Source organism: Paenibacillus sp. FSL P2-0121 (assembly GCF_037975345.1).
Lineage (GTDB): Bacteria > Bacillota > Bacilli > Paenibacillales > Paenibacillaceae > Paenibacillus_AQ > Paenibacillus_AQ odorifer.
In genome coordinates this window covers 1-22,066 of the sequence record NZ_CP150245.1, presented here as the reverse complement: position 1 = coordinate 22,066, position 22,066 = coordinate 1, and the positions used below count along the sequence as shown (strand labels likewise).

Below are 22,066 nucleotides of genomic sequence, written 5' to 3'. Positions count from 1 at the left end.
CCTCCTGATGTACTTTATTTTGGCATTTTCGGAACCGCCGACAACAGCTCATAACTGTATTCATGTTTAGGACGGATGAAGAATTGGTCCCGCGGACTCTGCTCCACGAGCTTTCCTTGCCGCATAACTGCTACCGTATCGCTAATTGCATTGATTACTCCTAGATCATGAGAAATAAAAAGCATGGTGAGATTAAGCTCAGCCTTCAGCGTATTGAACAGTTCGAGCACACTAAGCTGCACAGATACATCCAACGCACTTGTAGGTTCATCCGCGATCAGGATGTTTGGCTCAACACTTAATGCACGAGCGATCGCTATCCGTTGACGCTGGCCGCCGGAAAATTCATGTGGGAATTTGTCTAACGCCTTTTGTTCTAAATGAACTTGATTCAAAAGCTCTTTGCATCTTTGTTCAACATCTGTACGCCCCACTATTTTATGAAACAATAAGGGCTCGGAAAGAATTTGCCTAATCGAATGTTTAGGATTTAGCGAAGCATCTGGATTTTGGAAAATCATCTGGATTGTTTTGTGCTGCTCACGGCTTCTTTTCTTTTTTAATTCTTGGGTACCCAACAGAATCTGTCCCTCATTTGGGGCAATCAGTCCAGCAATTACTCGCGCCAGCGTAGATTTCCCTGATCCGGATTCTCCAACAAGCCCAAGGGTGGTGTGCTGCTCAAGATTCAGATTAATACGATCCAGTGCAGTAAAGCCGCCATAATGAACAGTTAAATCTTTTATTTGCAAGGCTAATTCCATGAGTCTCTACTCCCTTCAAGCTCTGGCAAAGGAAGCACCGAATCAATCAGCATCTGTGTGTAAGGGTCTTTCGGATTTTGCAAAATATCAAGAGTATTGCCCTGCTCAACAATCTGTCCCTGTTTCATTACACATAGCCGTGAACACAAGTTTGCTGCAATCGCTAGGTTATGCGTAACAAATACCATGGCAAAACTGAGCTCATGCTGGAGGCTCGTGATCGTCTCAATAATTTGCCGTTGAACCGTGACGTCCAGTGCCGTTGTCGGCTCATCACAGAGAAGTATGCCTGGCTTACACGCCAGTGCCAGAGCGATGACTACCCGTTGACACTGACCGCCTGACAGCTGACTCGGATACCGGTCCTTTTTCTTCAATGAATCGGGGAGACCAAGCCTTTCGAGCAGTTCCAGTGCAATTACCCGCGAGGTCTTACGGCTTACTCTCTGTCTGTAATACACAACTTCAGCCAGTTGTTTGACAACCGTACAGAGCGGATCAAGCGCACCTCTTGGATCTTGAAATACCATTGCACTGCTTACCTCACTTTTAATGGTGCCACCAGTCTGTTCAACACCATTTGGAAGCAAGCCTAAAATTGCACGCAGCGTAAGCGATTTTCCTGATCCCGATTCACCTACTAATCCCAGACTCTCCCCTTTACCCAGCGAAAAACTAACATTATTGACCAATCTCTCATTTGACTTAGCTGCCAGCGATAGCGCCTCTATTTCTAAAATGGGTTGTATAGACATTATTTTTTCCTCCATATGTCTGCCAAACCATCACCTAGGAGCGACAAAGCTATCCCCGTATACACCACTGCAAATCCCGGAACGGCCGAGAGCCACCAAGCTGTAGTGATGAAGGGCTGTCCATCTGAAATCATTGTCCCCCAGTCAGGAGTTGGCGGTGTAATGCCGATACCAAGATACCCGAGCGTAACAATGGCAACAAGCAATCCAATCATATCTGTCATAAGGACGACCACGGCTTGCGGAAGTACATTCGGCAGGAGATGACGCAAAATAATTTTCACTCCTGGTAGTCCTAAGGTTTGAGCGGACGCCACCCATTCCTGATTACGAAAAGAAGCACTAAGACCTCTGACGACACGGGCAAAGACAATCCATCCTACAAAGATAAAAGTAATATAAATGCCTCGTTCTCCTGCTCCACTGGCAAAAGCCACGATAATAACGATGAGATAAAAAGGAAAGGCGATGAATGTATCTGACAACAGCGTAATAACTGTATCGATCCATTTGCCGTAATATCCTGCCAGCATTCCTAGAAATACACCTGTGCAAAAGGGAATGATTTCTGCCAAGACCATGATTTTCAAATCAGTCCTCGCTGCATAAACCAGTCTGGTAAACAGATCACGCCCTAATTGATCAGTTCCCAACCAATGTTCGGCTGACGGAGGCTGTAAAAAGGCACTCAAATTTTGCTCAGAGGGGTCATAAGGACTTATATAAGGTATAAACACAGTCAAGAGAATAAGAGCTGCAAACATAATAATTCCCACTAGAAGTGATGGGGTATTCCATATTCGCTTTAAGCCGCTTGTTATCTTACCGTCTTCATACAATCGCGAGTCTAGTCTTATAGTTTTCATTGTTTTCCTTTCGTTCTGGGATCAAGCCACCAGGAAATGATTTCAATCAAGAGACTGATGATCACAACAGATAGCGCACAGTAAAGTGCTATTCCTTGAATAACCGGAAAGTCCCGTTTCGAAATTGAAGTGAACAATAAGCTGCCAATTCCCTTAATTCCAAATACCTGCTCAACGACCAAGGTGCCTCCGATTAAATAAGAAATATTCACACCCAGCAGCATTAACGTAGGAAGAGCAGAGTTGCGCAGCACATGTTTAAATAAAATAACCCTGTTTGGTATGCCCGCAGCCTTAAGGGTGACTACAAAATCCGATTCTAACACTTCAAGCATCTGCGCTCTTAATGAACGAACAAGCGTAGGAACCTGTGAAAAAGCAACAGTGATTGCTGGAAGTGCAAGACTATGCAAGGTTCCGACCCACCCTTCACTTACTCCCCCAACAGGGAACCAGCCAAGCCGGACACTAAAGAGCAAAATTAAAAGTAAGCCAACCCAGAAGATTGGCATACCTAGAGTAATTGTAGGAAAAATACGTATCAAATGGTCCAGCAGTTTATCCTTATGCGTAGCGGCTACCGTAGCGAGCAGAAGGGATACAAAAATCGCCAACACACAAGCCATCACGATGAGCAGCAAAGTAACAGGGGCCCGTTGTGTAATCAACTCTCTTGTTGATGTCCCCATAATAATGGAGTTTCCAGTATCTCCTTGAGTAAACAGCGTCTTCACAAATCGGATGAATTGCTCCCATAAAGGGAGGTCCAGCCCAAGAGTATGATGCATACTCTTGAGCGCCTCAGGGGTGCTGTATTCTCCCAAAATCATTTTTGCTGGATCTCCCGGCACGATTCGTATGATGAAAAAGACTGCTATCATTACGCAGAAGATCACTGCCAATGCTTTTATAAGAGATATCACAAGCCAGTTGTAAGAACCCTTGCTTCCTTTCGGTTGATTTAACACCTGCTTAAGATTCATCATTGGCTGATGCGGACATCTTCGAAACGGGCACTGCCGTTTGGTAGAACAACGAGACCGTCAACTGAAGAACGAATACCTTTTAAAACATCTGGATAGTAAAGCGGAATATAAGGAACTTCATCAGCAAGGGTCTGCAGCAGCTTAGTATAGATTTGTGCACGTTCATCGCCATCCGCAGTTTTTTGTCCCTCATATAGAAGCTTCGTTACTTCATCATTTGTATAATGCGTCCAATATGATTTGCTGAAGCCTTCCGGATCGGTCTGGAAAGCAATAATTGAGTTCGCTTCAGGGGAATCCGCTTGGCCACTGTTCAGCATTGCCGCAAAATCATATGCGAAGAAACGTTCACGGAAAGTGGCAAGTTCAATCGATTCAATCTCAATCTTAATCCCGATCGTTTGGCCCGCTGCCTGAATAATTTGTGCCTCTTGAGCTCTTGTGCTATTACCGGATGCTACAAGTAATTTGGTAGTGAAGCCATTAGGGAAGGCAGATTTGGCAAGCTCCTCCTTGGCTGCTTCGATATTAAAGTTCAGTGCTTTGATTGTATCATTTGCGTTATAAGGAATCGTTGTTGGCAGCAATGAGTTTGCTGTTTGTGCATAACCAAAGGTTAACGCCTTGGTCAAGCCCTCACGATCAAGCGCCAGCGCCAGAGCGCGACGGACATGCACATCAGAAAAATGTTCATCCAACGTATTAAAGAACAATTGCTCTGTCACCCAACTACCGTTAGTAACTACTTTAGTGTCAGCCCCATCTTTAATCTCATTGGCATTTTGCAGAGCCAAAGATTCAATAGCATTAACTTCTCCAGCCTTCAGCTGGTTAATCGCTTGGCTGTCATCTTCAATCAGCTTATAAACGAGCTTATCAATATAGGGTTTACCTTCTTGCCAGTAGAATGTATTCTTAGTGAAGGTCAGATCACCAGCAGTGTCCCATGTTTCAACAACAAAAGGTCCCGTACCGATTGGTTTCTTGAAGAATTCCTCTTCGGATACTCCCCCGAAATTGTTAGGAAGGATACCATTTGAGAAATTAGATAGCTCCGAGATAAATGGTGTATAAGGCTCTTTAAGTGTAATAACAAGCGTTTTGTTATCTTGCGCTTTGATTGTGTCGACCTTTGCGGATATTGCCAGCGGGCCGCCTACCTTCAAGTGCCGCTCAAGAGAGAATACAGCATCTTCTGCGGTCACATCCGTACCATTGGAAAACTTCAAACCATCACGAAGCTCGAATGTATACGTCAGACCATCTTCACTGATATTATGTGACTTAGCAAGCCAATCTACAATTTCACCTTTGCTGTCAAAAGCGACTAATGATTCAAAAACTTTGTCGATTGCAAAAGCATTGTTGGACGTAATCTGATTATGCAAATCCAGCGAAGTTACAGAAGCAGGTCGTCCATAGACGAAAGTCCCTCCCGTTGCAGGTTCTGCAGTTTGAGGACTTTGAGTTGCCGGACTCGCACTTTCCTGTGCCTCTTTATTTGAATCAGCCTTATTATTAGACCCCGAGCACCCTGCAATTAACATCAATAGCAAAACTGCTATTGCCCCCAACAGAATCGGTTTCTTAATAGATACACTAAAGTACGACATAATTCGCTCCCCCTATAATTCTTATATGTTTAGTATGAATTGTATTATGGGTTAAACACTCTAGTCTGTCAAACATAATTTAATTTGCAACAATCCTTAAGTAAATATACATAACAAAAAGACCACTGTCGATTACTCAACAGTGGTCTTGTGTGCTTGGCAACGTCCTACTCTCCCAGGACCCTTCGGTCCAAGTACCATCGGCGCTGGAGGGCTTAACGGTCGTGTTCGGGATGGGTACGCGTGGAACCCCTCCGCTATCGCCACCAAACATGCGTCTGTCAAACAGACGCTGCCGCGTGAAATTCGGTTCATCACCAGAAGTGACAATGAATTTCTAAGCGTATTTCAGGCTTGATGCCTGAAAACTGAATCCGAAACAAATCTGCATTCTACGTATAGGATAAGCCCTCGACCGATTAGTATTGGTCAGCTCCATGCATTGCTGCACTTCCACCTCCAACCTATCTACCTCGTCGTCTTCAAGGGGTCTTACTAATTGGGAAATCTCATCTTGAGGGGGGCTTCACGCTTAGATGCTTTCAGCGCTTATCCCGTCCGTACGTAGCTACCCAGCCATGCTCCTGGCGGAACAACTGGTGCACCAGCGGTACGTCCATCCCGGTCCTCTCGTACTAAGGACAGCTCCTCTCAAATTTCCTGCGCCCACGACAGATAGGGACCGAACTGTCTCACGACGTTCTGAACCCAGCTCGCGTACCGCTTTAATGGGCGAACAGCCCAACCCTTGGGACCTACTTCAGCCCCAGGATGCGATGAGCCGACATCGAGGTGCCAAACCTCCCCGTCGATGTGGACTCTTGGGGGAGATAAGCCTGTTATCCCCAGGGTAGCTTTTATCCGTTGAGCGATGGCCCTTCCATGCGGTACCACCGGATCACTAAGTCCGACTTTCGTCCCTGCTCGACTTGTAGGTCTCGCAGTCAAGCTCCCTTATGCCTTTGCACTCTGCGAATGATTTCCAACCATTCTGAGGGAACCTTGGAACGCCTCCGTTACTCTTTAGGAGGCGACCGCCCCAGTCAAACTGCCCGCCTGACACGGTCCCCGTACCCGGTAAGGGTACTAGGTTAGAACCTAGATACGATCAGGGTGGTATCCCAACGGCGCCTCCACCGAAGCTTGCGCTCCGATTTCTACGGCTCCCACCTATCCTGTACAGATCGTACCCAAATTCAATATCAAGCTGCAGTAAAGCTCCATGGGGTCTTTCCGTCTTGTCGCGGGTAACCTGCATCTTCACAGGTATTAAAATTTCACCGGATCTCTCGTTGAGACAGCGCCCAAGTCGTTACGCCATTCGTGCGGGTCAGAATTTACCTGACAAGGAATTTCGCTACCTTAGGACCGTTATAGTTACGGCCGCCGTTTACTGGGGCTTCGGTTCATAGCTTCGGGTTACCCCTAACCACTCCCCTTAACCTTCCAGCACCGGGCAGGCGTCAGCCCGTATACTTCGCCTTGCGGCTTCGCACAGACCTGTGTTTTTGCTAAACAGTCGCTTGGGCCTTTTCACTGCGGCCCCCTCGTGCTATTCACACTACCGGGGCACCCCTTCTCCCGAAGTTACGGGGTCATTTTGCCGAGTTCCTTAACGAGAGTTCTTCCGCGCGCCTTAGAATTCTCTTCTCGCCTACCTGTGTCGGTTTGCGGTACGGGCACCTTCTCCTGGCTAGAGGCTTTTCTTGGCAGTGTGAGATCATGACCTTCGCTACTACAATTTTCGCTCCCCATCACAGCCCAGCCTTAACGATGTGCGGATTTGCCTACACATCAGCCTCACTGCTTAGACGGACATCCATCAGTCCGCGTCACTACCCTCCTGCGTCACCCCATCGCTCATAGCGGATTACGGTGGTACAGTAATTTCAAACTGTTGTCCTTCGACTACGCCTTTCGGCCTCGCCTTAGGTCCCGACTTACCCTGAGCGGACGAGCCTTCCTCAGGAAACCTTGGGCTTTCGGCGGATCAGATTCTCACTGATCTTTTCGTTACTCATACCGGCATTCTCACTTGTGTAGTGTCCAGCGCTCTTTTCAGTACACCTTCAACCCCTACACAACGCTCCCCTACCCCAGATACATACGTATCTAGCCATAGCTTCGGTGGTGTGTTTAGCCCCGTTACATTTTCGGCGCAGAGTCACTCGACCAGTGAGCTATTACGCACTCTTTCAATGGTGGCTGCTTCTAAGCCAACATCCTGGTTGTCTGTGCAACTCCACATCCTTTCCCACTTAACACACACTTGGGGACCTTAGCTGATGGTCTGGGCTGTTTCCCTTTTGACAATGGATCTTAGCACTCACTGTCTGACTCCCGGCAATAAGTATATGGCATTCGGAGTTTGACTGAGCTTGGTAATCCTTGCGGACCCCGCACCCAATCAGTGCTCTACCTCCACTACTCTTATACCGAGGCTAGCCCTAAAGCTATTTCGGGGAGAACCAGCTATCTCCGAGTTCGATTGGAATTTCTCCGCTACCCCCACCTCATCCCCGCACTTTTCAACGTACGTGGGTTCGGGCCTCCAGTGCGTGTTACCGCACCTTCACCCTGGACAGGGGTAGATCACACGGTTTCGGGTCTACGTCCACATACTAATTCGCCCTATTCAGACTCGCTTTCGCTGCGGCTCCACCTTCTCGGCTTAACCTTGCATGTTAAACGTAACTCGCCGGTTCATTCTACAAAAGGCACGCCATCACCCATTAATAGGGCTCTGACTTTTTGTAAGCACACGGTTTCAGGTTCTATTTCACTCCCCTTCCGGGGTGCTTTTCACCTTTCCCTCACGGTACTGTTTCACTATCGGTCGCCAGGTAGTATTTAGCCTTAGCAGATGGTCCTGCTGGATTCATACGGGGTTTCACGTGCCCCGCACTACTCGGGATCCGTCTCGGAGAGAATACAGTTTAGGTTACAGGGCTTTTACCTCTATCGCGGGCCTTTCCAGACCTCTTCACCTACCATATTCCTTTGTAACTCCATGTGAGACGTCCCACAACCCCTAAGAGCAAGCTCTTAGGTTTAGGCTGTTCCGCGTTCGCTCGCCGCTACTGACGGAATCACTATTGTTTTCTCTTCCTCAGGGTACTTAGATGTTTCAGTTCCCCTGGTCTGCCTCTACACACCCTATGTATTCAGGTATGAGTAACTGCGAATTACCACAGCTGGGTTTCCCCATTCGGACACCCCCGGATCAAAGCTTGCTTACAGCTCCCCGAGGCAGTTTCGTTGTTCGCCACGTCCTTCGTCGGCTCCTGGCGCCTAGGCATCCTCCGTGTGCTCTTATTAGCTTAACCTTGATTTTTCCGCAGGAAAATATCATACGATGACATTCTCTTTGGAATCATCTCACTAATAACATTTACTTGTTTACACAAGTTGCTAAAAGATGTTCTAAAACGCAAATTCGTTTCGGTATCCAGTTTTCAAGGATCAAGTCTTACTTGAGAGCTTAAACTCTCAAAACTGAGCAACGAGTGAGTAACAGGCCTAAACCTGAGTTTTGGAAGCTTAGCTTCCGATTTGAATGTTCTCATTGCAGAGAACGATTCTCCATAGAAAGGAGGTGATCCAGCCGCACCTTCCGATACGGCTACCTTGTTACGACTTCACCCCAATCATCTACCCCACCTTCGGCGGCTGGCTCCCTTGCGGGTTACCCCACCGACTTCGGGTGTTGTAAACTCTCGTGGTGTGACGGGCGGTGTGTACAAGACCCGGGAACGTATTCACCGCGGCATGCTGATCCGCGATTACTAGCAATTCCGACTTCATGCAGGCGAGTTGCAGCCTGCAATCCGAACTGAGACCGGCTTTGATGGGATTGGCTCCACCTCGCGGCTTCGCTTCCCGTTGTACCGGCCATTGTAGTACGTGTGTAGCCCAGGTCATAAGGGGCATGATGATTTGACGTCATCCCCACCTTCCTCCGGTTTGTCACCGGCAGTCACTCTAGAGTGCCCAGCATTACCTGCTGGCAACTAAAGTTAAGGGTTGCGCTCGTTGCGGGACTTAACCCAACATCTCACGACACGAGCTGACGACAACCATGCACCACCTGTCTCCTCTGTCCCGAAGGCCGCTGCTATCTCTAGCAGATTCAGAGGGATGTCAAGACCTGGTAAGGTTCTTCGCGTTGCTTCGAATTAAACCACATACTCCACTGCTTGTGCGGGTCCCCGTCAATTCCTTTGAGTTTCAGTCTTGCGACCGTACTCCCCAGGCGGAGTGCTTACTGTGTTAACTTCGGCACCAAGGGTATCGAAACCCCTAACACCTAGCACTCATCGTTTACGGCGTGGACTACCAGGGTATCTAATCCTGTTTGCTCCCCACGCTTTCGCGCCTCAGCGTCAGTTACAGCCCAGAAAGTCGCCTTCGCCACTGGTGTTCCTCCACATATCTACGCATTTCACCGCTACACGTGGAATTCCACTTTCCTCTTCTGTACTCAAGCCACCCAGTTTCCAGTGCGACCTCAGGTTGAGCCCAAGGTTTAAACACCAGACTTAAATAGCCGCCTGCGCGCGCTTTACGCCCAATAATTCCGGACAACGCTTGCCCCCTACGTATTACCGCGGCTGCTGGCACGTAGTTAGCCGGGGCTTTCTTCTCAGGTACCGTCACTCCGGTAGCAGTTACTCTACCGGACGTTCTTCCCTGGCAACAGAGCTTTACGATCCGAAAACCTTCATCACTCACGCGGCGTTGCTCCGTCAGGCTTTCGCCCATTGCGGAAGATTCCCTACTGCTGCCTCCCGTAGGAGTCTGGGCCGTGTCTCAGTCCCAGTGTGGCCGTTCACCCTCTCAGGTCGGCTACGCATCGTCGCCTTGGTGGGCCGTTACCCCACCAACTAGCTAATGCGCCGCAGGCCCATCCCTCAGTGACAGATTGCTCCGTCTTTCATTCTTCTCTCAGGAGAAAAAAGAAATTATCCGGTATTAGCTACCGTTTCCGGTAGTTATCCCAGTCTGAAGGGCAGGTTGCCTACGTGTTACTCACCCGTCCGCCGCTAAGTTGTTTTGAAAGCAAGCTTTCAAAACAACTCCGCTCGACTTGCATGTATTAGGCACGCCGCCAGCGTTCGTCCTGAGCCAGGATCAAACTCTCCAATTAGTATTGAAAAGAGCGATATGCTCATTTTGAAACATCTGACGAGAAAATTAATTCTCTAATTTGGATTTCACTTGCGTGATTTCCTACTCACTCGTTGTTCAGTTTTCAAAGATCAAGTTCTCGTTGGCGCCGTTTAATGTCTCAGCAGCAACTCTTATACTATATCATGTTCGGCTATTTAATGTCAAGCTCTTTTTTTAACTTCTTTTTCGAGCTCGGCATGTGTACTTCTTGGCCGGACTTAGAATATATCATGTATGGAGTTGCATTGCAAGAGTTTTTTTGAAATACACTAGATAAATGAGAGACTGTGCTGCCAAAAGCCTCAATACTGCAATATATAATGGCTAGCACAGCCTTATTCCTTTGTACCGCCCTAAGCAATGATCTCTTGAATATACAATTCACGTTCCAACATCAAATTAACTATTGTTTCCTCTATCTTAACCATCGGACGTGTAGGGTTTGCGCGATCTGTGAAGATAATCTCCCCATGACGGCCATCACTTAATTTGATTCTAGTGCCATTAAAGAGATCAGTACTCTTCTGTATAAACGTCTGCACAATCACTGGGTCAAGTTTACCGAAGCTTTCCGTCAGAATCTGCTCTAGTACCAAATAAGGAGACTGTGCTCTTCTGTAGGCTCTTTCTAAGGTCATAGCATGGAATATATCTGCTACTGCGACTACTTTAGCGTAGAAATGAATCTGACTGCCGTCCAGCTTCAATGGATAACCAGAGCCATCAATCTTCTCATGATGCTGCAAGGCGGCAAGTCTTACCCCTTCATTAATCGCTGTAACATTGCGTAATAATTGATAACCATATGTAGTGTGTCGGCGAACCTCTTCTATTTCACTATTGTTAAGTGACTCCGGTTTCTGTAAAAGTGAGCTGTCTACTTTTGCATTGCCGATATCATGTAATAATCCTGCAAAAGCAATCTGCATCCAATCCTTTTGTGGGTACCCACACCACTGAGCGATTTTATAGGAGGTCAACGCGGACAACACAGCATTGTGATAGTTGTAATCCTCATATTTTAAAGTGCGCGGTGTAAACTTCAAGACATGATAATCCTTCAAATAACCTATTAATGTCTCTAACTGACTGCGAAGCTCAAAAATAGGAAGTGAAGCTGCCGTTACCGATCGATAGCTGTTCTTAATAAGAGTGAGCATTTTATCGTATTCATCATGTAGAGGAGAATTAGTCTTGGCCAACATCGATTCGTTGATAATGGCTCCAGCTTTAGGGGAAGCTTGCTTAGCTGTTGTTTTGGCTCCATCCGAACTCGCCTCACCTTGGTCACCTTCGATTTCCACTTGCCCAATCAAAAAAGCCTGTAAAATATCTAGATCACGAGGGAGCAATATTTTTCCCTTAGTGAATAAAGTCCCCCCTAAAGGTGTAATTACATCCTTTATTATCTTTGAGCCTGCTTTAACTTCTCCAACCAATATATTTGGCATATACTCAGCCCCTTAATTTCTATAAGCCGTACACCCAGCATTACCTCACATTGATAAGACAGATAATTTCTGAGAAATTAGTACTTTATAGGATTCTATTGGCTAATTATAGTACGGATAAATGGAAGACACTAGTGCAGTGAAAACTATTCTTTCAAAATATTTATTTTATTTTTATAAGCATCGGTCATTCAAATAGCAACAAAAAGAGCAAGAACTTCTGTAAAAGAAGCCCTTGCTCTTTTTTGAATTCAACCTATTCTAAGTCAGTGTCTTCGTCCTCAGTCAGGATCTCAGGCTGATCAATATTGCCAGATTCCTCGACTGTATCTTGCCCATCCAGGCCTTCTTGCCCTTCCAAGCCTTCCAGACCTTCCACTTCCTCAGATTCATCCTCTTCGTTCTTGTCAGCTCTACACAGGGTAGCTACTGCGTCATCCTCACGGATGTTAATCAGCTTAACCCCTTGAGCATAACGGCCCATAGTAGAAATTCCATCCATGCTGGTACGAATCAGGGTACCGCTAGTCGTAATGATCATTAAGTCTTCATCCTTCTTAACGACCTTAAGACCCACTACAGGACCATTCTTATCGGTGAGGTTAATGGTCTTGATCCCTTTACCGCCACGAGTCTGGGAACGATAATCACCGGCTGGTGTGCGTTTACCATAGCCCTTGGTAGTAACAATCAGAACCTCAAGCTCCTTATCGACACAGTCCATACCAATGACATGGTCATTACCGTCAAGCGTAATGCCCTTAACGCCAGTCGCGCTACGTCCCATAGAACGCACATCATTCTCTGAGAACGTAATCGACATTCCGCGAGCTGTACCGATAATGAGATTTTGCTGTCCATCAGTCAGCTTAACCTCGATTAGGGAATCTTCTTCACGAAGATTAATAGCAATAAGACCGCCTTTACGAATGTTGTTATAATCCCCAAGAGGCGTCTTCTTCACGATACCCTCGCGGGTAGCAAAGAATAAATATTTGTCGCTATCGCCATCTTCCACTTGGATTACCGCACTAATCTTCTCACCTTGTTCGATTTGAATCAGGTTGATGATTGGCGTCCCCCGGGCTGTACGGCCCAATTCTGGGATCTCATAAGCTTTAATCCGGTAAACTTTACCCTTATCGGTAAAGAACATCAGATAGTTATGAGAGTTACTCACGAAGAGATGCTCCACGAAATCCTGGTCCTTGGTGTCCATCCCCATGACTCCGCGACCTCCGCGCTTCTGACTGCGGTAGGTGCTGACAGGTAGACGTTTGATATATCCTGTATGTGTAATAGTGATAACAACCTCTTCACGTGGAATAAGGTCTTCATCCAGGATACTTTCTTCACCAACCGTAATCTCTGTCCGGCGTTCATCAGAATATCTATCGCGGATATCCTGCAGCTCGTTGCTGATGATTTCCAGTACAAGATGCTCGTTAGCCAGAATTTCACGGTACTCTGCAATTTTAACGATCAATTCGTTATATTCATTCTCGATCTTTTCCCGTTCCAGACCGGTCAGACGTTGCATCCGCATATCGAGGATAGCCTGAGCCTGCTCTAAACTGAGGCTAAAGGTGCTCATTAATCCTTCGCGGGCTATATCAGTTGTCCGTGAAGCACGGATTAACGCAATCACTTCATCCAGATGATCAAGCGCAATGCGCAGACCTTCTAAGATATGAGCGCGTGCTTCAGCTTTTTTAAGATCAAATATAGTACGACGACGAATAACTTCAATCTGGTGCTGCAAATAATGATAAAGTACATCACGCAGATTAAGAATTTTCGGCTCGTTATTTACGATGGCAAGCATGTTGATCCCAAATGTGGATTGCATAGAAGTATGTTTATATAGATTGTTTAATACTACATTTGGATTAACATCGCGTCTCATCTCAACAACTACACGCATACCGTTACGGTCAGACTCATCTCGAAGATCCGTTATACCTTCGATCCGTTTCTCACGTACTAATTCTGCGATTTTTTCAACCAATCTTGCTTTGTTAACCTGGTATGGAAGCTCATGCACAATGATGCGAGCCTTGCCGTTGTTCTCTTCGATCGTTGCCTTCGCACGCATGGTTACTGAACCACGCCCCGTACGATAAGCCTGACGAATGCCCTCACGACCCAAAATATATCCAGCCGTAGGGAAATCCGGACCTTGGATAAACTCCATCAATTCCATTGGCGTGATATCAGGATTCTTAATCATCGCCTGCACACCATCGATAACTTCACCAAGGTTATGCGGTGGAATATTAGTAGCCATACCTACAGCAATACCAGATACCCCATTTACGAGCAGATTCGGATAACGGGCTGGCAATACAACCGGCTCATTCTCTTCACCATCATAGTTGGGTGCGAAGTCAACTGTCTCTTTGTTCAAATCACGAAGCATTTCGCCTGCAATCTTGGAGAGACGGGCTTCTGTGTACCGCATCGCCGCGGCCATATCACCATCAATCGAACCAAAGTTCCCGTGACCGTCTACAAGCATATAGCGCATCGAGAAATCCTGAGCCATCCGTACCATTGTTTCATAGACAGCTGAGTCACCGTGAGGGTGGTACTTACCGATAACCTCACCGACGATTCTTGCAGATTTCTTATGAGGCTTATCCGCAGACATTCCAAGCTCCGACATCGCAAACAAAATGCGTCGGTGAACCGGCTTGAGTCCGTCCCGCACATCTGGCAAAGCCCGGCTAACAATGATGCTCATTGCGTAATCCATAAAGGATTCACGCATTTCCACGCCAATGTCCCGATCTTTGACTTGTGGGTTATTTTGTTCAGCCATGAGTTGCTGGACCTCCTTCAGTTAAAAAACCGCTACCCTTAATTATATTACTTTCACAAAAGTAGCACAATTAAACATGATAGCCTTTTATCTTCTAATATTGATTTCTTTTTGCGCTTATCAGGGTATTTGCCCTTTCCGCAAATATCTTTACTACATAGACTGTAAAGACAAGAAACACGGTTTTATTATCCTAATATCGTTCGATAAGGCATAACCCCATATCCTTATATTATACCATTGTTTAGGTAGCTTGTCCTGATTTTCAGCTGTCAAAGATTATGCTGCCACTGCATTTTTTACAACAAGGAACCCAAAGGACCTATTCCTGCACAAAACTCATAAGGAGGAAGATAATGAAGATTCAACGCGTCCCAAGCAAATGGGCTAAAACGAAAGTCATCCTTCAAAATCACTCTCTATTGCAATATGTGCCTGATACCCGTAAATTCGATGTCAATGCTCTTAAGGAGATGCTTGCGTTATATACAATGGTCTATATTAAGCCAGATCGAGGAAGTTATGGTATCGGTGTAATGAGAGCTGAGCAGCGTACTGTAACTCTTAGCACTAGCAAACAGAAAGCTGAACACGGTACCGACCTCGATAACGTTAATAAAGAAGAGCCTGAAGAACAGATCTTGTATATTTTAAGATATGGGAAGACTGCGGAAGTGTTTTTCTCACCAGAAGAGCTGTATGAGAACTTACAGAAACGAATTCAGAATCGAACCTATTTGATTCAAAAAGGGATTGACCTTCTGCGTCATCAAGACCGCCCTTTTGATCTTCGGGTTCTTACCCAAAAGACTCCATCAGGAGTATGGGAAACAACAGGAATGCTTGGAAGAGTAGCTGCCCCTCAAAAAATCGTCACCAATTATCACAGTGGAGGCAGTATCCTTTCCGTAAGTACTCTACTAAAAAATTATATGCCGCCCTCTGAAGTCCTAGTTACGATCAATCACTTAAAAGCTTTGGGTATACAAATCGCGACACAGCTTCAATCTGCCTATCCAGGAATCAAAGAGATTGGTCTGGATATTGCCATGGATCAACATCTGGATATGTGGCTTCTGGAAGTCAACACTCTTCCGTCCATTGCTGTATTCAAATTATTTCCTGATAAATCAATCTATCGTAAAATACATCGCTATGCCGTAGCCTATGGACGTGTAAAAGCAAGAAAATCCCCTTATTCGACCCGCAATAAACAATCCACAAGAGCCTAAAAAAAAGCTTGAAATCAAAGAACCTCCAGCGTTCTCATTCCGTTAGGAATAGAAGCCGGAGGTTGTATTAAATATTGTTCTTACACATCAAGGTATCTAACGTTCTTGGCATGCTCATGGATAAAGTCACGTCTTGGTTCAACATTGTCACCCATAAGTGTATCAAAAATACTATCTGCCAGCATTGCATCTTCAATCGTAACCTGGAGCATCATACGGGTCTCAGGGTCCATCGTTGTGTCCCAAAGTTGGGTTGCATTCATCTCTCCCAAACCTTTGTAACGTTGGACGTTAACCTTAGCATTTTCTCCAAAAGAAGCGATAATATCATCGCGTTCCTTCTCGCTGCCTGCGTAGCGGATAACCTTATTGCGCTCAATCTTAAAGAGAGGAGGCTGTGCAATATAGATATAACCCGCGTCTACTAGCTTCCGCATGTAACGATAGAAGAACGTTAATAATAGCGTTCTAATATGGGCTCCATCGACGTCGGCATCGGTCATAATAACGACTTTATGGTAGCGAGCCTTCGATAAGTCAAAGTCATCGCTGATCCCTGTGCCCAAAGCCGTAATGATGGCGCGGATCTCAGCGTTAGATAAAATACGGTCAAGGCGAGCTTTTTCAACGTTTAGGATCTTACCACGCAACGGTAGAATCGCTTGGAAATGGCGATCCCGGCCTTGCTTAGCCGATCCACCCGCTGAGTCACCTTCGACGATGTATAGTTCGCTGATCGAGGCATCCTTGGATGAACAGTCGGCGAGTTTACCAGGCAGAGCACTGACTTCAAGCGCACTCTTCCGACGGGTTAACTCACGTGCCTTACGAGCAGCTTCTCGCGCGCGTGAAGCGGAAAGTGATTTCTCAAGAACGCGACGTGACACTGCTGGGTTTTCTTCCAGGAACTCTTGTAATTTCTCTCCGAACAGTGATTCTACGATACCCCGCACTTCACTATTTCCGAGCTTAGTTTTCGTTTGACCTTCGAATTGTGGATCTGGAATTTTGACAGAAATAATGGCTGTCAATCCTTCACGCACGTCATCACCAGTCAGATTCGAATTGCTATCCTTCAGTACTCCCGCTTTACGAGCATAATCGTTGATGATACGGGTCAGCGCACTTTTAAAGCCGGATTCATGCGTTCCGCCCTCATGCGTATTAATATTATTCGCAAAAGAGTAGATGTTCTCAGTATACGAATCGTTATATTGGAGAGCCACTTCAACTTGGATCATATCGCGTGAGCCTTCCACGTAGATCGGATCCTCATGTAGTGCTTCTTTTTTCTCATTCAAATATTTCACATATTCAACGATACCACCCTCGTATTTGAACACGTTGGTGACATCCGTCCGCTCATCATGAAGTGAAAGCTCGATTCCTTTGTTAAGAAAAGCCAGCTCCCGAATACGAGTAAGCAGTGTCGAATATTCAAAAACTGTGGTTTCCGTAAATATTTCAGGATCCGGATGAAAGGTTGTAGTCGTTCCTGTCTCATCTGAATCGCCAACGATTTTGATGTCATACTGCGGTGCACCACGTCTATATTCCTGTTGGTAGATATGGCCGTCACGTTTGACCTTAACAAGGACCTTTTCAGACAAGGCATTCACTACAGAGATACCCACGCCATGCAAACCACCGGAAACTTTATATCCGCCACCGCCGAATTTACCACCTGCATGCAGCACGGTCATTACGACTTCAAGCGTCGACTTCTTAAGCTTTACATTCTCACCTACAGGTATGCCACGTCCATTATCGATAACAGTGATCGCGTTATCCTCATGTATAATCACTTGAATCCGGTCACAATAACCTGCGAGTGCCTCATCGATACTATTATCGACGACCTCCCATACCAAGTGATGGAGACCTTTAGAACTAGTCGAACCAATATACATGCCCGGACGTTTCCGAACCGCTTCCAGCCCTTCCAGTACCTGAATCTGGCTCTCATCATATGTCGGTTGATTCATTGACATGCCTTCACCTACTTCTTTCTGATTATCTCTTTGTTACCCAATGCAAGTTATATTTCGAGCAAAATTTTGGCTCTTTTTTTAAGAGTGGAGGAGGAAATGGGGGAGTAATACACGATATTTTTAGTTACGACAATAGATTTTGCTTCCTCTTCGCCAATCCGCTCAAGCTTCTTATCCTGCTCAGAGTGAATAACGAATTGCTTAGATACCTTGGAAGATTTCTCAATCGAAATATCAAATATAGCAATTAACTCCGAAGACCTAATGATCTTCTCCCCGCCCAAATGAATATACATGATCGTCCTCCGCTCTTTTATAACTCAACTTTTCCATCATGAACATGAAATAGGCTGGCGCCCTTTAATTTATCGGCATTCAGACCCTCAATTCCGGTAGCGGTAATGAATGTCTGTACCTTGCTTTGAAAGGTTTCAATAAGCTGGGTCTGGCGGTAAGGATCAAGCTCGGATAAAACATCATCAAGAAGCAGCACAGGATATTCTCCGATTTCCTCATGGATCAGCTCGATTTCCGCCAGCTTAAGCGATAAAGCCGTGGTACGCTGCTGTCCTTGAGAACCGTAGACCTGAGCTTCCCTTCCGTTGATAAAAAAGGACAGGTCATCCCGATGGGGACCCGTCAGCGTCATGCCGCGCCTGATTTCTTGTTCTCTCGTTTGTGATAACTTTAACATAAAATTGTCTAATAAGACAGCTTCATCTTCCTCATCCCGATCGCCGAAAGAGGGGACATAGAGCAATTTCAGTTCTTCTCCGCCGTTAGTAATCCCCCGGTGAATGCTTTCAGCCCATATTTGCAGCTTCTTTATGAATTGTTTCCTTTTTTTGACGATTTTAACACCATGCTCTACAAGTTGAGCATCCCAGATTTCCAGAAGCTCTTTCCCTGCAGCCTCTTTTCCCCATAATTGCTTTAAGAGATTACCTCTTTGCAAGAGAATTTTTTGATACTGCTGTAGGTGAAATAGATAACTAGGCTGGACTTGGCCGATCTCCATATCAAGAAAACGCCGTCTGATACCAGGGGTCCCTTTTACAATCTCTAAATCTTCCGGTGCAAACATGACCACATTCAGAGATCCAACAAACTCACTAAGGCGCCGCTGCTCCAAACCATTGATCTTGGCTTTTTTACCTTTGGCAGATAGGGTGAGCTCCAGCTTGAGATCGCCATACTTGCGTTCCACCTCGGCAACGATCTGAGCTGCATCTCCGGGGGCATCGAAGGAGATAAGTTCGCGGTCCTTAGAGGTACGGTGGCTTTTGGTCATCGCCAGGACGAACAATGCCTCCATGAGGTTTGTTTTGCCTTGGGCGTTCTGACCCAGAATCAGATTCACATCGCCCAGGCTCTCCAGACGCAGCAGCCCGTAATTCCGATAATGCTGCAGACCGATATTTTTAACAAACACGAAATGGTTCCTCCCCTAGCGTACTACTCTTTTACTCCTCCGCCTTCAACCTCAAAGGTACCGTTATCCTGCACTTCGATTTTGTCACCCGGATAAAGTTTTCTGCCGCGCCGTTCCTCTACCTCTCCGTTGACCAATACGTGACCTTCCTGCAATAAAGCTTTGGCCATTCCACCTGTGGATACACAATCTGCGAGTTTCAGAAATTGGTCCAGCTTAATGTATCCACTGTGGATAAGTATTTTTTTCATGGTTTTTATCCTTTCAGCCACTTATCCACATGTTCATGAATGTTGGCATTAATTTGTTGTACGGTAAGGCAAAATGATATACAAGCTATTGGTTTGGTCAAGTGGTTTCAAAATGATCGGACTCATCATCCCTGTAAATGCAATAACGAGCTGCTCACTCTCTATGACCTTTAATACATCAAGCATATATTTCGAGTTGAAAGATATTTTGAGAGGTTCACCTTTGAAATCAATGACTTCAAGTTCCTCGCGAACCTTACCCAGCTCTGATGAGCTTGAAGAAATTTCAATACCGCCTTGATCAAGCGTCTGCATACGAACAATATTTGTTTTTTCTTCCCGGGACAGCAAATAAGCACGATCAATCGATTCGCTTAATTTTTTTGTATCTAAAGTTAGTTCTGTTTTGTAGGTTGTTGGAATAATTCTAGAAGTATCAGGATAAATCCCATCTAGGATCCGTGAATAAAACAGTACTTTGTCGATTTTGAAGAGAACTTGATTATCCGCAACGACAATATCAACCAGCATATTTTGGTCAGGGATAATTTTGCTGAGCTCATTAAGGGTTTTACCGGCAATAACAATATTTCCGAAATTGACATTTTCCGTGCCTTCAAGTTTAGCAGCTCTTGTTGCCAAGCGGTGACGGTCAGTCGCTGTAAACTTAAACTCATTGTCGCTCAGATTCCATAGTATACCCGTTAATATCGGAGTTGTCTCTTGGGTAGAAATAGAAAAGGCTGTTTGTTTAATCATATTTTTCAGCAAATCACCTGGTAGAGAGATCGTGTCATTCTCTTCAATGCTCGGTAACACTGGGAATTCTTCAGGGTCTAAACCTACCATCTGAATCTCAGTGGATCCGGAAGAAATGTACGTTTGGAATCCTTCTTTTACTTCCATGTGGATTTCTTTGGAGGGCAGCTTCTTAATAATCTCGACGAAAAATTTAGCGGGAAGGACAACACTTCCTGGCTGATCTATCTTCACGATGGTGTGGCTGTCATTCTCTGCTGGAATAAACGATTGAATAGAAATATCGGTATCACTTGCAGTTAATGTGACGCCTTGATGGCTAACTTCCAGTTTAATACCGGTCAAAATAGGGATTGTTGTTCTGCTGGATATAGCTTTGGATACGTGTTGAATGGATTCGTTGAGCTCATTTTTAAGAATGCTTATTTTCATGATTTCACTCCTAGCTGAAAAATTGGGAATTTCGATGGATTTGAGTCTGTTTATTACGCGTCTTTACATGATGAATTATTATAGTTATTTAATAGTATTAGTAGTAGGGGCGACGAATATGTGGATAACCCCACCAAACAGCATAAAATTAAGCCTACCCACATGTGTATAGATTGTGTATAGGCTCTTTGTTCCTCTTAGGAAGGATTTTTAATTTTCTCCGCAAGATTATTTACCACTTTGTACAACTCCTGATCGACCTTTAATGCCTGTGTAATTTTATCGTGCGCATGAATTACGGTCGTATGGTCACGTCCTCCGAAAGCCTCACCAATCTTAGGCAGCGAATAATCCGTTAGTTCACGGGATAGATACATTGCGATTTGACGTGGAAACGCTACGGCTTTGGTTCTTTTGCGTGCTTTGAAGTCTTCAAGGCGCAAATTGTAGTATTCTCCGACTTTTTGCTGAATATCAGCGATGGTGATCATCTTTGGACGACTGGAAGGAATAATATCCTTGAGCGCTTCAGCTGCCAAATGAGTGGTTACATCCTGGTTGGTAAGCGAAGAATAAGCAACTACCCGGATTAATGCACCCTCAAGCTCACGAATATTGGTGTCAATCTGGTTGGCAATATACATCATGGCCTCATTAGGGATATCAAGGTTCTCTGCCTTAGCCTTTTTGCGTAAAATCGCAATCCGGGTCTCCAGATCTGGTGGTTGAATATCCGTAATCAAGCCCCATTCGAACCGGGAACGCAGCCGTTCTTCCAGTGTGGGAATTTCCTTTGGTGGTCGGTCGCTGGAGATGATAATTTGCTTGCGTTCTTCGTGGAGCGCATTGAAAGTATGGAAAAACTCCTCCTGTGTAGACTCTTTTCCAGCGAGGAATTGAATGTCGTCGATAAGCAAAATGTCAACATTACGATACTTGTTACGGAAGCTTTCACCGCGGTTATCACGGATCGAATTGATAAATTCATTCGTGAATTTCTCAGACGAGATGTAAATTACCTTGTTATTTGGGTTATGTTCCAGGACATAGTGCCCAATTGCGTGCATCAAATGGGTTTTGCCCAGACCTACACCACCGTATAAAAACAAGGGATTGTATGCTTTGGCTGGTGCTTCGGCTACTGCCAGTGAGGCTGCATGCGCAAAGCGGTTCCCAGAGCCGATTACAAAGGTGTCAAAAGTGTACTTTGGATTGAGCAGATGCGTTTGTGCTTCTTCTCTTGATACTACGGGAGTCGGAGCGGATTGTTGAACCACAAGCTCAGGCGGCTTGCTTTCTTCAATCACGAATTTTACATCCACTTGTTTCCCTGTGACTTCGTAGACGGTTGCTCCTACCAGTTTGGTGTAACGACTTTCCAGCCATTCTACTGCAAACGTTGTAGGTGCCGAGATAATGAGAACCTGGGAGTTGAAGGTTATCGCTTTAGTAGCCTTAAACCAGGTATCAAAGCTCGGCTTGCTTAATTTGGTTTGAATAATCGATAAAATTTGCTGCCATAATTCGGAAGTATGGCTGTCCAC

The 22,066-nt window shown here is 45.6% G+C and carries 14 protein-coding genes and 3 rRNA genes; 1 reads left to right on the top strand and 16 read right to left on the bottom strand.

Annotated features, from left to right (window positions below; all coding sequences use genetic code 11):
• Nucleotides 1–14 precede the first annotated feature (14 nt).
• From MKY54_RS00085 to gyrA, 10 genes are all read right to left on the bottom strand, one after another.
• Nucleotides 15–764 carry an ATP-binding cassette domain-containing protein gene (locus MKY54_RS00085; protein ID WP_076187689.1) on the bottom strand — a complete coding sequence of 250 codons (750 nt, stop codon included), beginning with the start codon at nucleotides 762–764 and terminating at the stop codon, nucleotides 15–17.
• Complete coding sequence (locus tag MKY54_RS00080; protein ID WP_076282766.1) at nucleotides 755–1,519, bottom strand: ABC transporter ATP-binding protein; 765 nt, start codon at nucleotides 1,517–1,519, stop codon at nucleotides 755–757. The genes MKY54_RS00085 and MKY54_RS00080 overlap by 10 nt, the downstream gene beginning before the upstream one ends.
• On the bottom strand, nucleotides 1,519–2,385 hold the full coding sequence (locus MKY54_RS00075) for an ABC transporter permease (RefSeq protein ID WP_139330225.1): 867 nt from the start codon (nucleotides 2,383–2,385) through the stop codon (nucleotides 1,519–1,521). Before MKY54_RS00075 ends, MKY54_RS00080 begins: the two co-directional genes overlap by 1 nt.
• A complete protein-coding gene (locus tag MKY54_RS00070; protein WP_339189057.1) occupies nucleotides 2,382–3,368 on the bottom strand; it encodes an ABC transporter permease in 987 nt (328 codons plus the stop codon). The genes MKY54_RS00075 and MKY54_RS00070 overlap by 4 nt, the downstream gene beginning before the upstream one ends.
• A complete protein-coding gene (locus tag MKY54_RS00065) occupies nucleotides 3,368–4,984 on the bottom strand; it encodes an ABC transporter substrate-binding protein (protein ID WP_076130912.1) in 1,617 nt (538 codons plus the stop codon). The genes MKY54_RS00070 and MKY54_RS00065 overlap by 1 nt, the downstream gene beginning before the upstream one ends.
• A gap of 154 nt (nucleotides 4,985–5,138) precedes the next feature.
• A 5S ribosomal RNA gene (gene rrf, locus MKY54_RS00060) occupies nucleotides 5,139–5,255 on the bottom strand.
• A gap of 128 nt (nucleotides 5,256–5,383) precedes the next feature.
• A 23S ribosomal RNA gene (locus MKY54_RS00055) occupies nucleotides 5,384–8,310 on the bottom strand.
• 262 nt (nucleotides 8,311–8,572) lie between these two features.
• Nucleotides 8,573–10,130: ribosomal RNA gene (locus tag MKY54_RS00050) — 16S ribosomal RNA — on the bottom strand.
• The 16S, 23S and 5S rRNA genes sit together here, the layout of an rRNA operon.
• A 376-nt stretch (nucleotides 10,131–10,506) precedes the next feature.
• Complete coding sequence (locus MKY54_RS00045) at nucleotides 10,507–11,604, bottom strand: HD-GYP domain-containing protein (protein WP_076124333.1); 1,098 nt, start codon at nucleotides 11,602–11,604, stop codon at nucleotides 10,507–10,509.
• 256 nt (nucleotides 11,605–11,860) lie between these two features.
• Nucleotides 11,861–14,425, bottom strand: a complete 2,565-nt coding sequence (gene gyrA / locus MKY54_RS00040) for a DNA gyrase subunit A (protein ID WP_076191454.1) — start codon at nucleotides 14,423–14,425, stop codon at nucleotides 11,861–11,863.
• Between the two features lie 356 nt (nucleotides 14,426–14,781).
• Here gyrA and MKY54_RS00035 point away from each other — a divergent pair, with 356 nt between their 5' ends.
• Entirely contained in the window at nucleotides 14,782–15,657 is an 876-nt protein-coding gene (locus tag MKY54_RS00035; RefSeq protein WP_076282221.1) for a YheC/YheD family protein, read from the top strand.
• Between the two features lie 80 nt (nucleotides 15,658–15,737).
• Here the strand turns inward: MKY54_RS00035 and gyrB are convergent, their stop codons facing one another.
• The 6 genes from gyrB to dnaA all read right to left on the bottom strand — a co-directional run bounded on the left by gyrB (nucleotide 15,738) and on the right by dnaA (nucleotide 22,066).
• Nucleotides 15,738–17,648 (bottom strand): DNA topoisomerase (ATP-hydrolyzing) subunit B, encoded by a 1,911-nt coding sequence (gyrB, locus tag MKY54_RS00030; protein ID WP_036677726.1) that lies wholly within the window; start codon nucleotides 17,646–17,648, stop codon nucleotides 15,738–15,740.
• Nucleotides 17,649–17,695: 47 nt separating this feature from the next.
• Nucleotides 17,696–17,944 carry an extracellular matrix/biofilm biosynthesis regulator RemA family protein gene (locus tag MKY54_RS00025; RefSeq protein ID WP_036677731.1) on the bottom strand — a complete coding sequence of 83 codons (249 nt, stop codon included), beginning with the start codon at nucleotides 17,942–17,944 and terminating at the stop codon, nucleotides 17,696–17,698.
• 17 nt (nucleotides 17,945–17,961) lie between these two features.
• A complete protein-coding gene (gene recF / locus MKY54_RS00020) occupies nucleotides 17,962–19,080 on the bottom strand; it encodes a DNA replication/repair protein RecF (protein ID WP_036677733.1) in 1,119 nt (372 codons plus the stop codon).
• Between the two features lie 23 nt (nucleotides 19,081–19,103).
• Nucleotides 19,104–19,331, bottom strand: a complete 228-nt coding sequence (gene yaaA, locus MKY54_RS00015; protein ID WP_036677736.1) for a S4 domain-containing protein YaaA — start codon at nucleotides 19,329–19,331, stop codon at nucleotides 19,104–19,106.
• A gap of 48 nt (nucleotides 19,332–19,379) precedes the next feature.
• Complete coding sequence (dnaN, locus tag MKY54_RS00010; protein WP_036677739.1) at nucleotides 19,380–20,522, bottom strand: DNA polymerase III subunit beta; 1,143 nt, start codon at nucleotides 20,520–20,522, stop codon at nucleotides 19,380–19,382.
• A 197-nt stretch (nucleotides 20,523–20,719) separates the two neighbouring features.
• Nucleotides 20,720–22,066 carry a chromosomal replication initiator protein DnaA gene (gene dnaA, locus MKY54_RS00005; RefSeq protein ID WP_036677741.1) on the bottom strand — a complete coding sequence of 449 codons (1,347 nt, stop codon included), beginning with the start codon at nucleotides 22,064–22,066 and terminating at the stop codon, nucleotides 20,720–20,722.

Excerpts from the sequence above, each read along its gene's own strand:
- MKY54_RS00035 (WP_076282221.1), top strand. The coding sequence starts at position 14,782 with ATGAAGATTCAACGCGTCCCAAGCAAATGGGCTAAAACGAAAGTCATC.
- MKY54_RS00075 (WP_139330225.1), bottom strand. The coding sequence starts at position 2,385 with ATGAAAACTATAAGACTAGACTCGCGATTGTATGAAGACGGTAAGATA.
- MKY54_RS00080 (WP_076282766.1), bottom strand. The coding sequence starts at position 1,519 with ATGTCTATACAACCCATTTTAGAAATAGAGGCGCTATCGCTGGCAGCT.
- MKY54_RS00025 (WP_036677731.1), bottom strand. The coding sequence starts at position 17,944 with ATGTATATTCATTTGGGCGGGGAGAAGATCATTAGGTCTTCGGAGTTA.
- MKY54_RS00065 (WP_076130912.1), bottom strand. The coding sequence starts at position 4,984 with ATGTCGTACTTTAGTGTATCTATTAAGAAACCGATTCTGTTGGGGGCA.
- dnaN (WP_036677739.1), bottom strand. The coding sequence starts at position 20,522 with ATGAAAATAAGCATTCTTAAAAATGAGCTCAACGAATCCATTCAACAC.
- gyrA (WP_076191454.1), bottom strand. The coding sequence starts at position 14,425 with ATGGCTGAACAAAATAACCCACAAGTCAAAGATCGGGACATTGGCGTG.
- yaaA (WP_036677736.1), bottom strand. The coding sequence starts at position 19,331 with ATGAAAAAAATACTTATCCACAGTGGATACATTAAGCTGGACCAATTT.
- MKY54_RS00085 (WP_076187689.1), bottom strand. The coding sequence starts at position 764 with ATGGAATTAGCCTTGCAAATAAAAGATTTAACTGTTCATTATGGCGGC.
- MKY54_RS00070 (WP_339189057.1), bottom strand. The coding sequence starts at position 3,368 with ATGAATCTTAAGCAGGTGTTAAATCAACCGAAAGGAAGCAAGGGTTCT.
- gyrB (WP_036677726.1), bottom strand. The coding sequence starts at position 17,648 with ATGTCAATGAATCAACCGACATATGATGAGAGCCAGATTCAGGTACTG.
- MKY54_RS00045 (WP_076124333.1), bottom strand. The coding sequence starts at position 11,604 with ATGCCAAATATATTGGTTGGAGAAGTTAAAGCAGGCTCAAAGATAATA.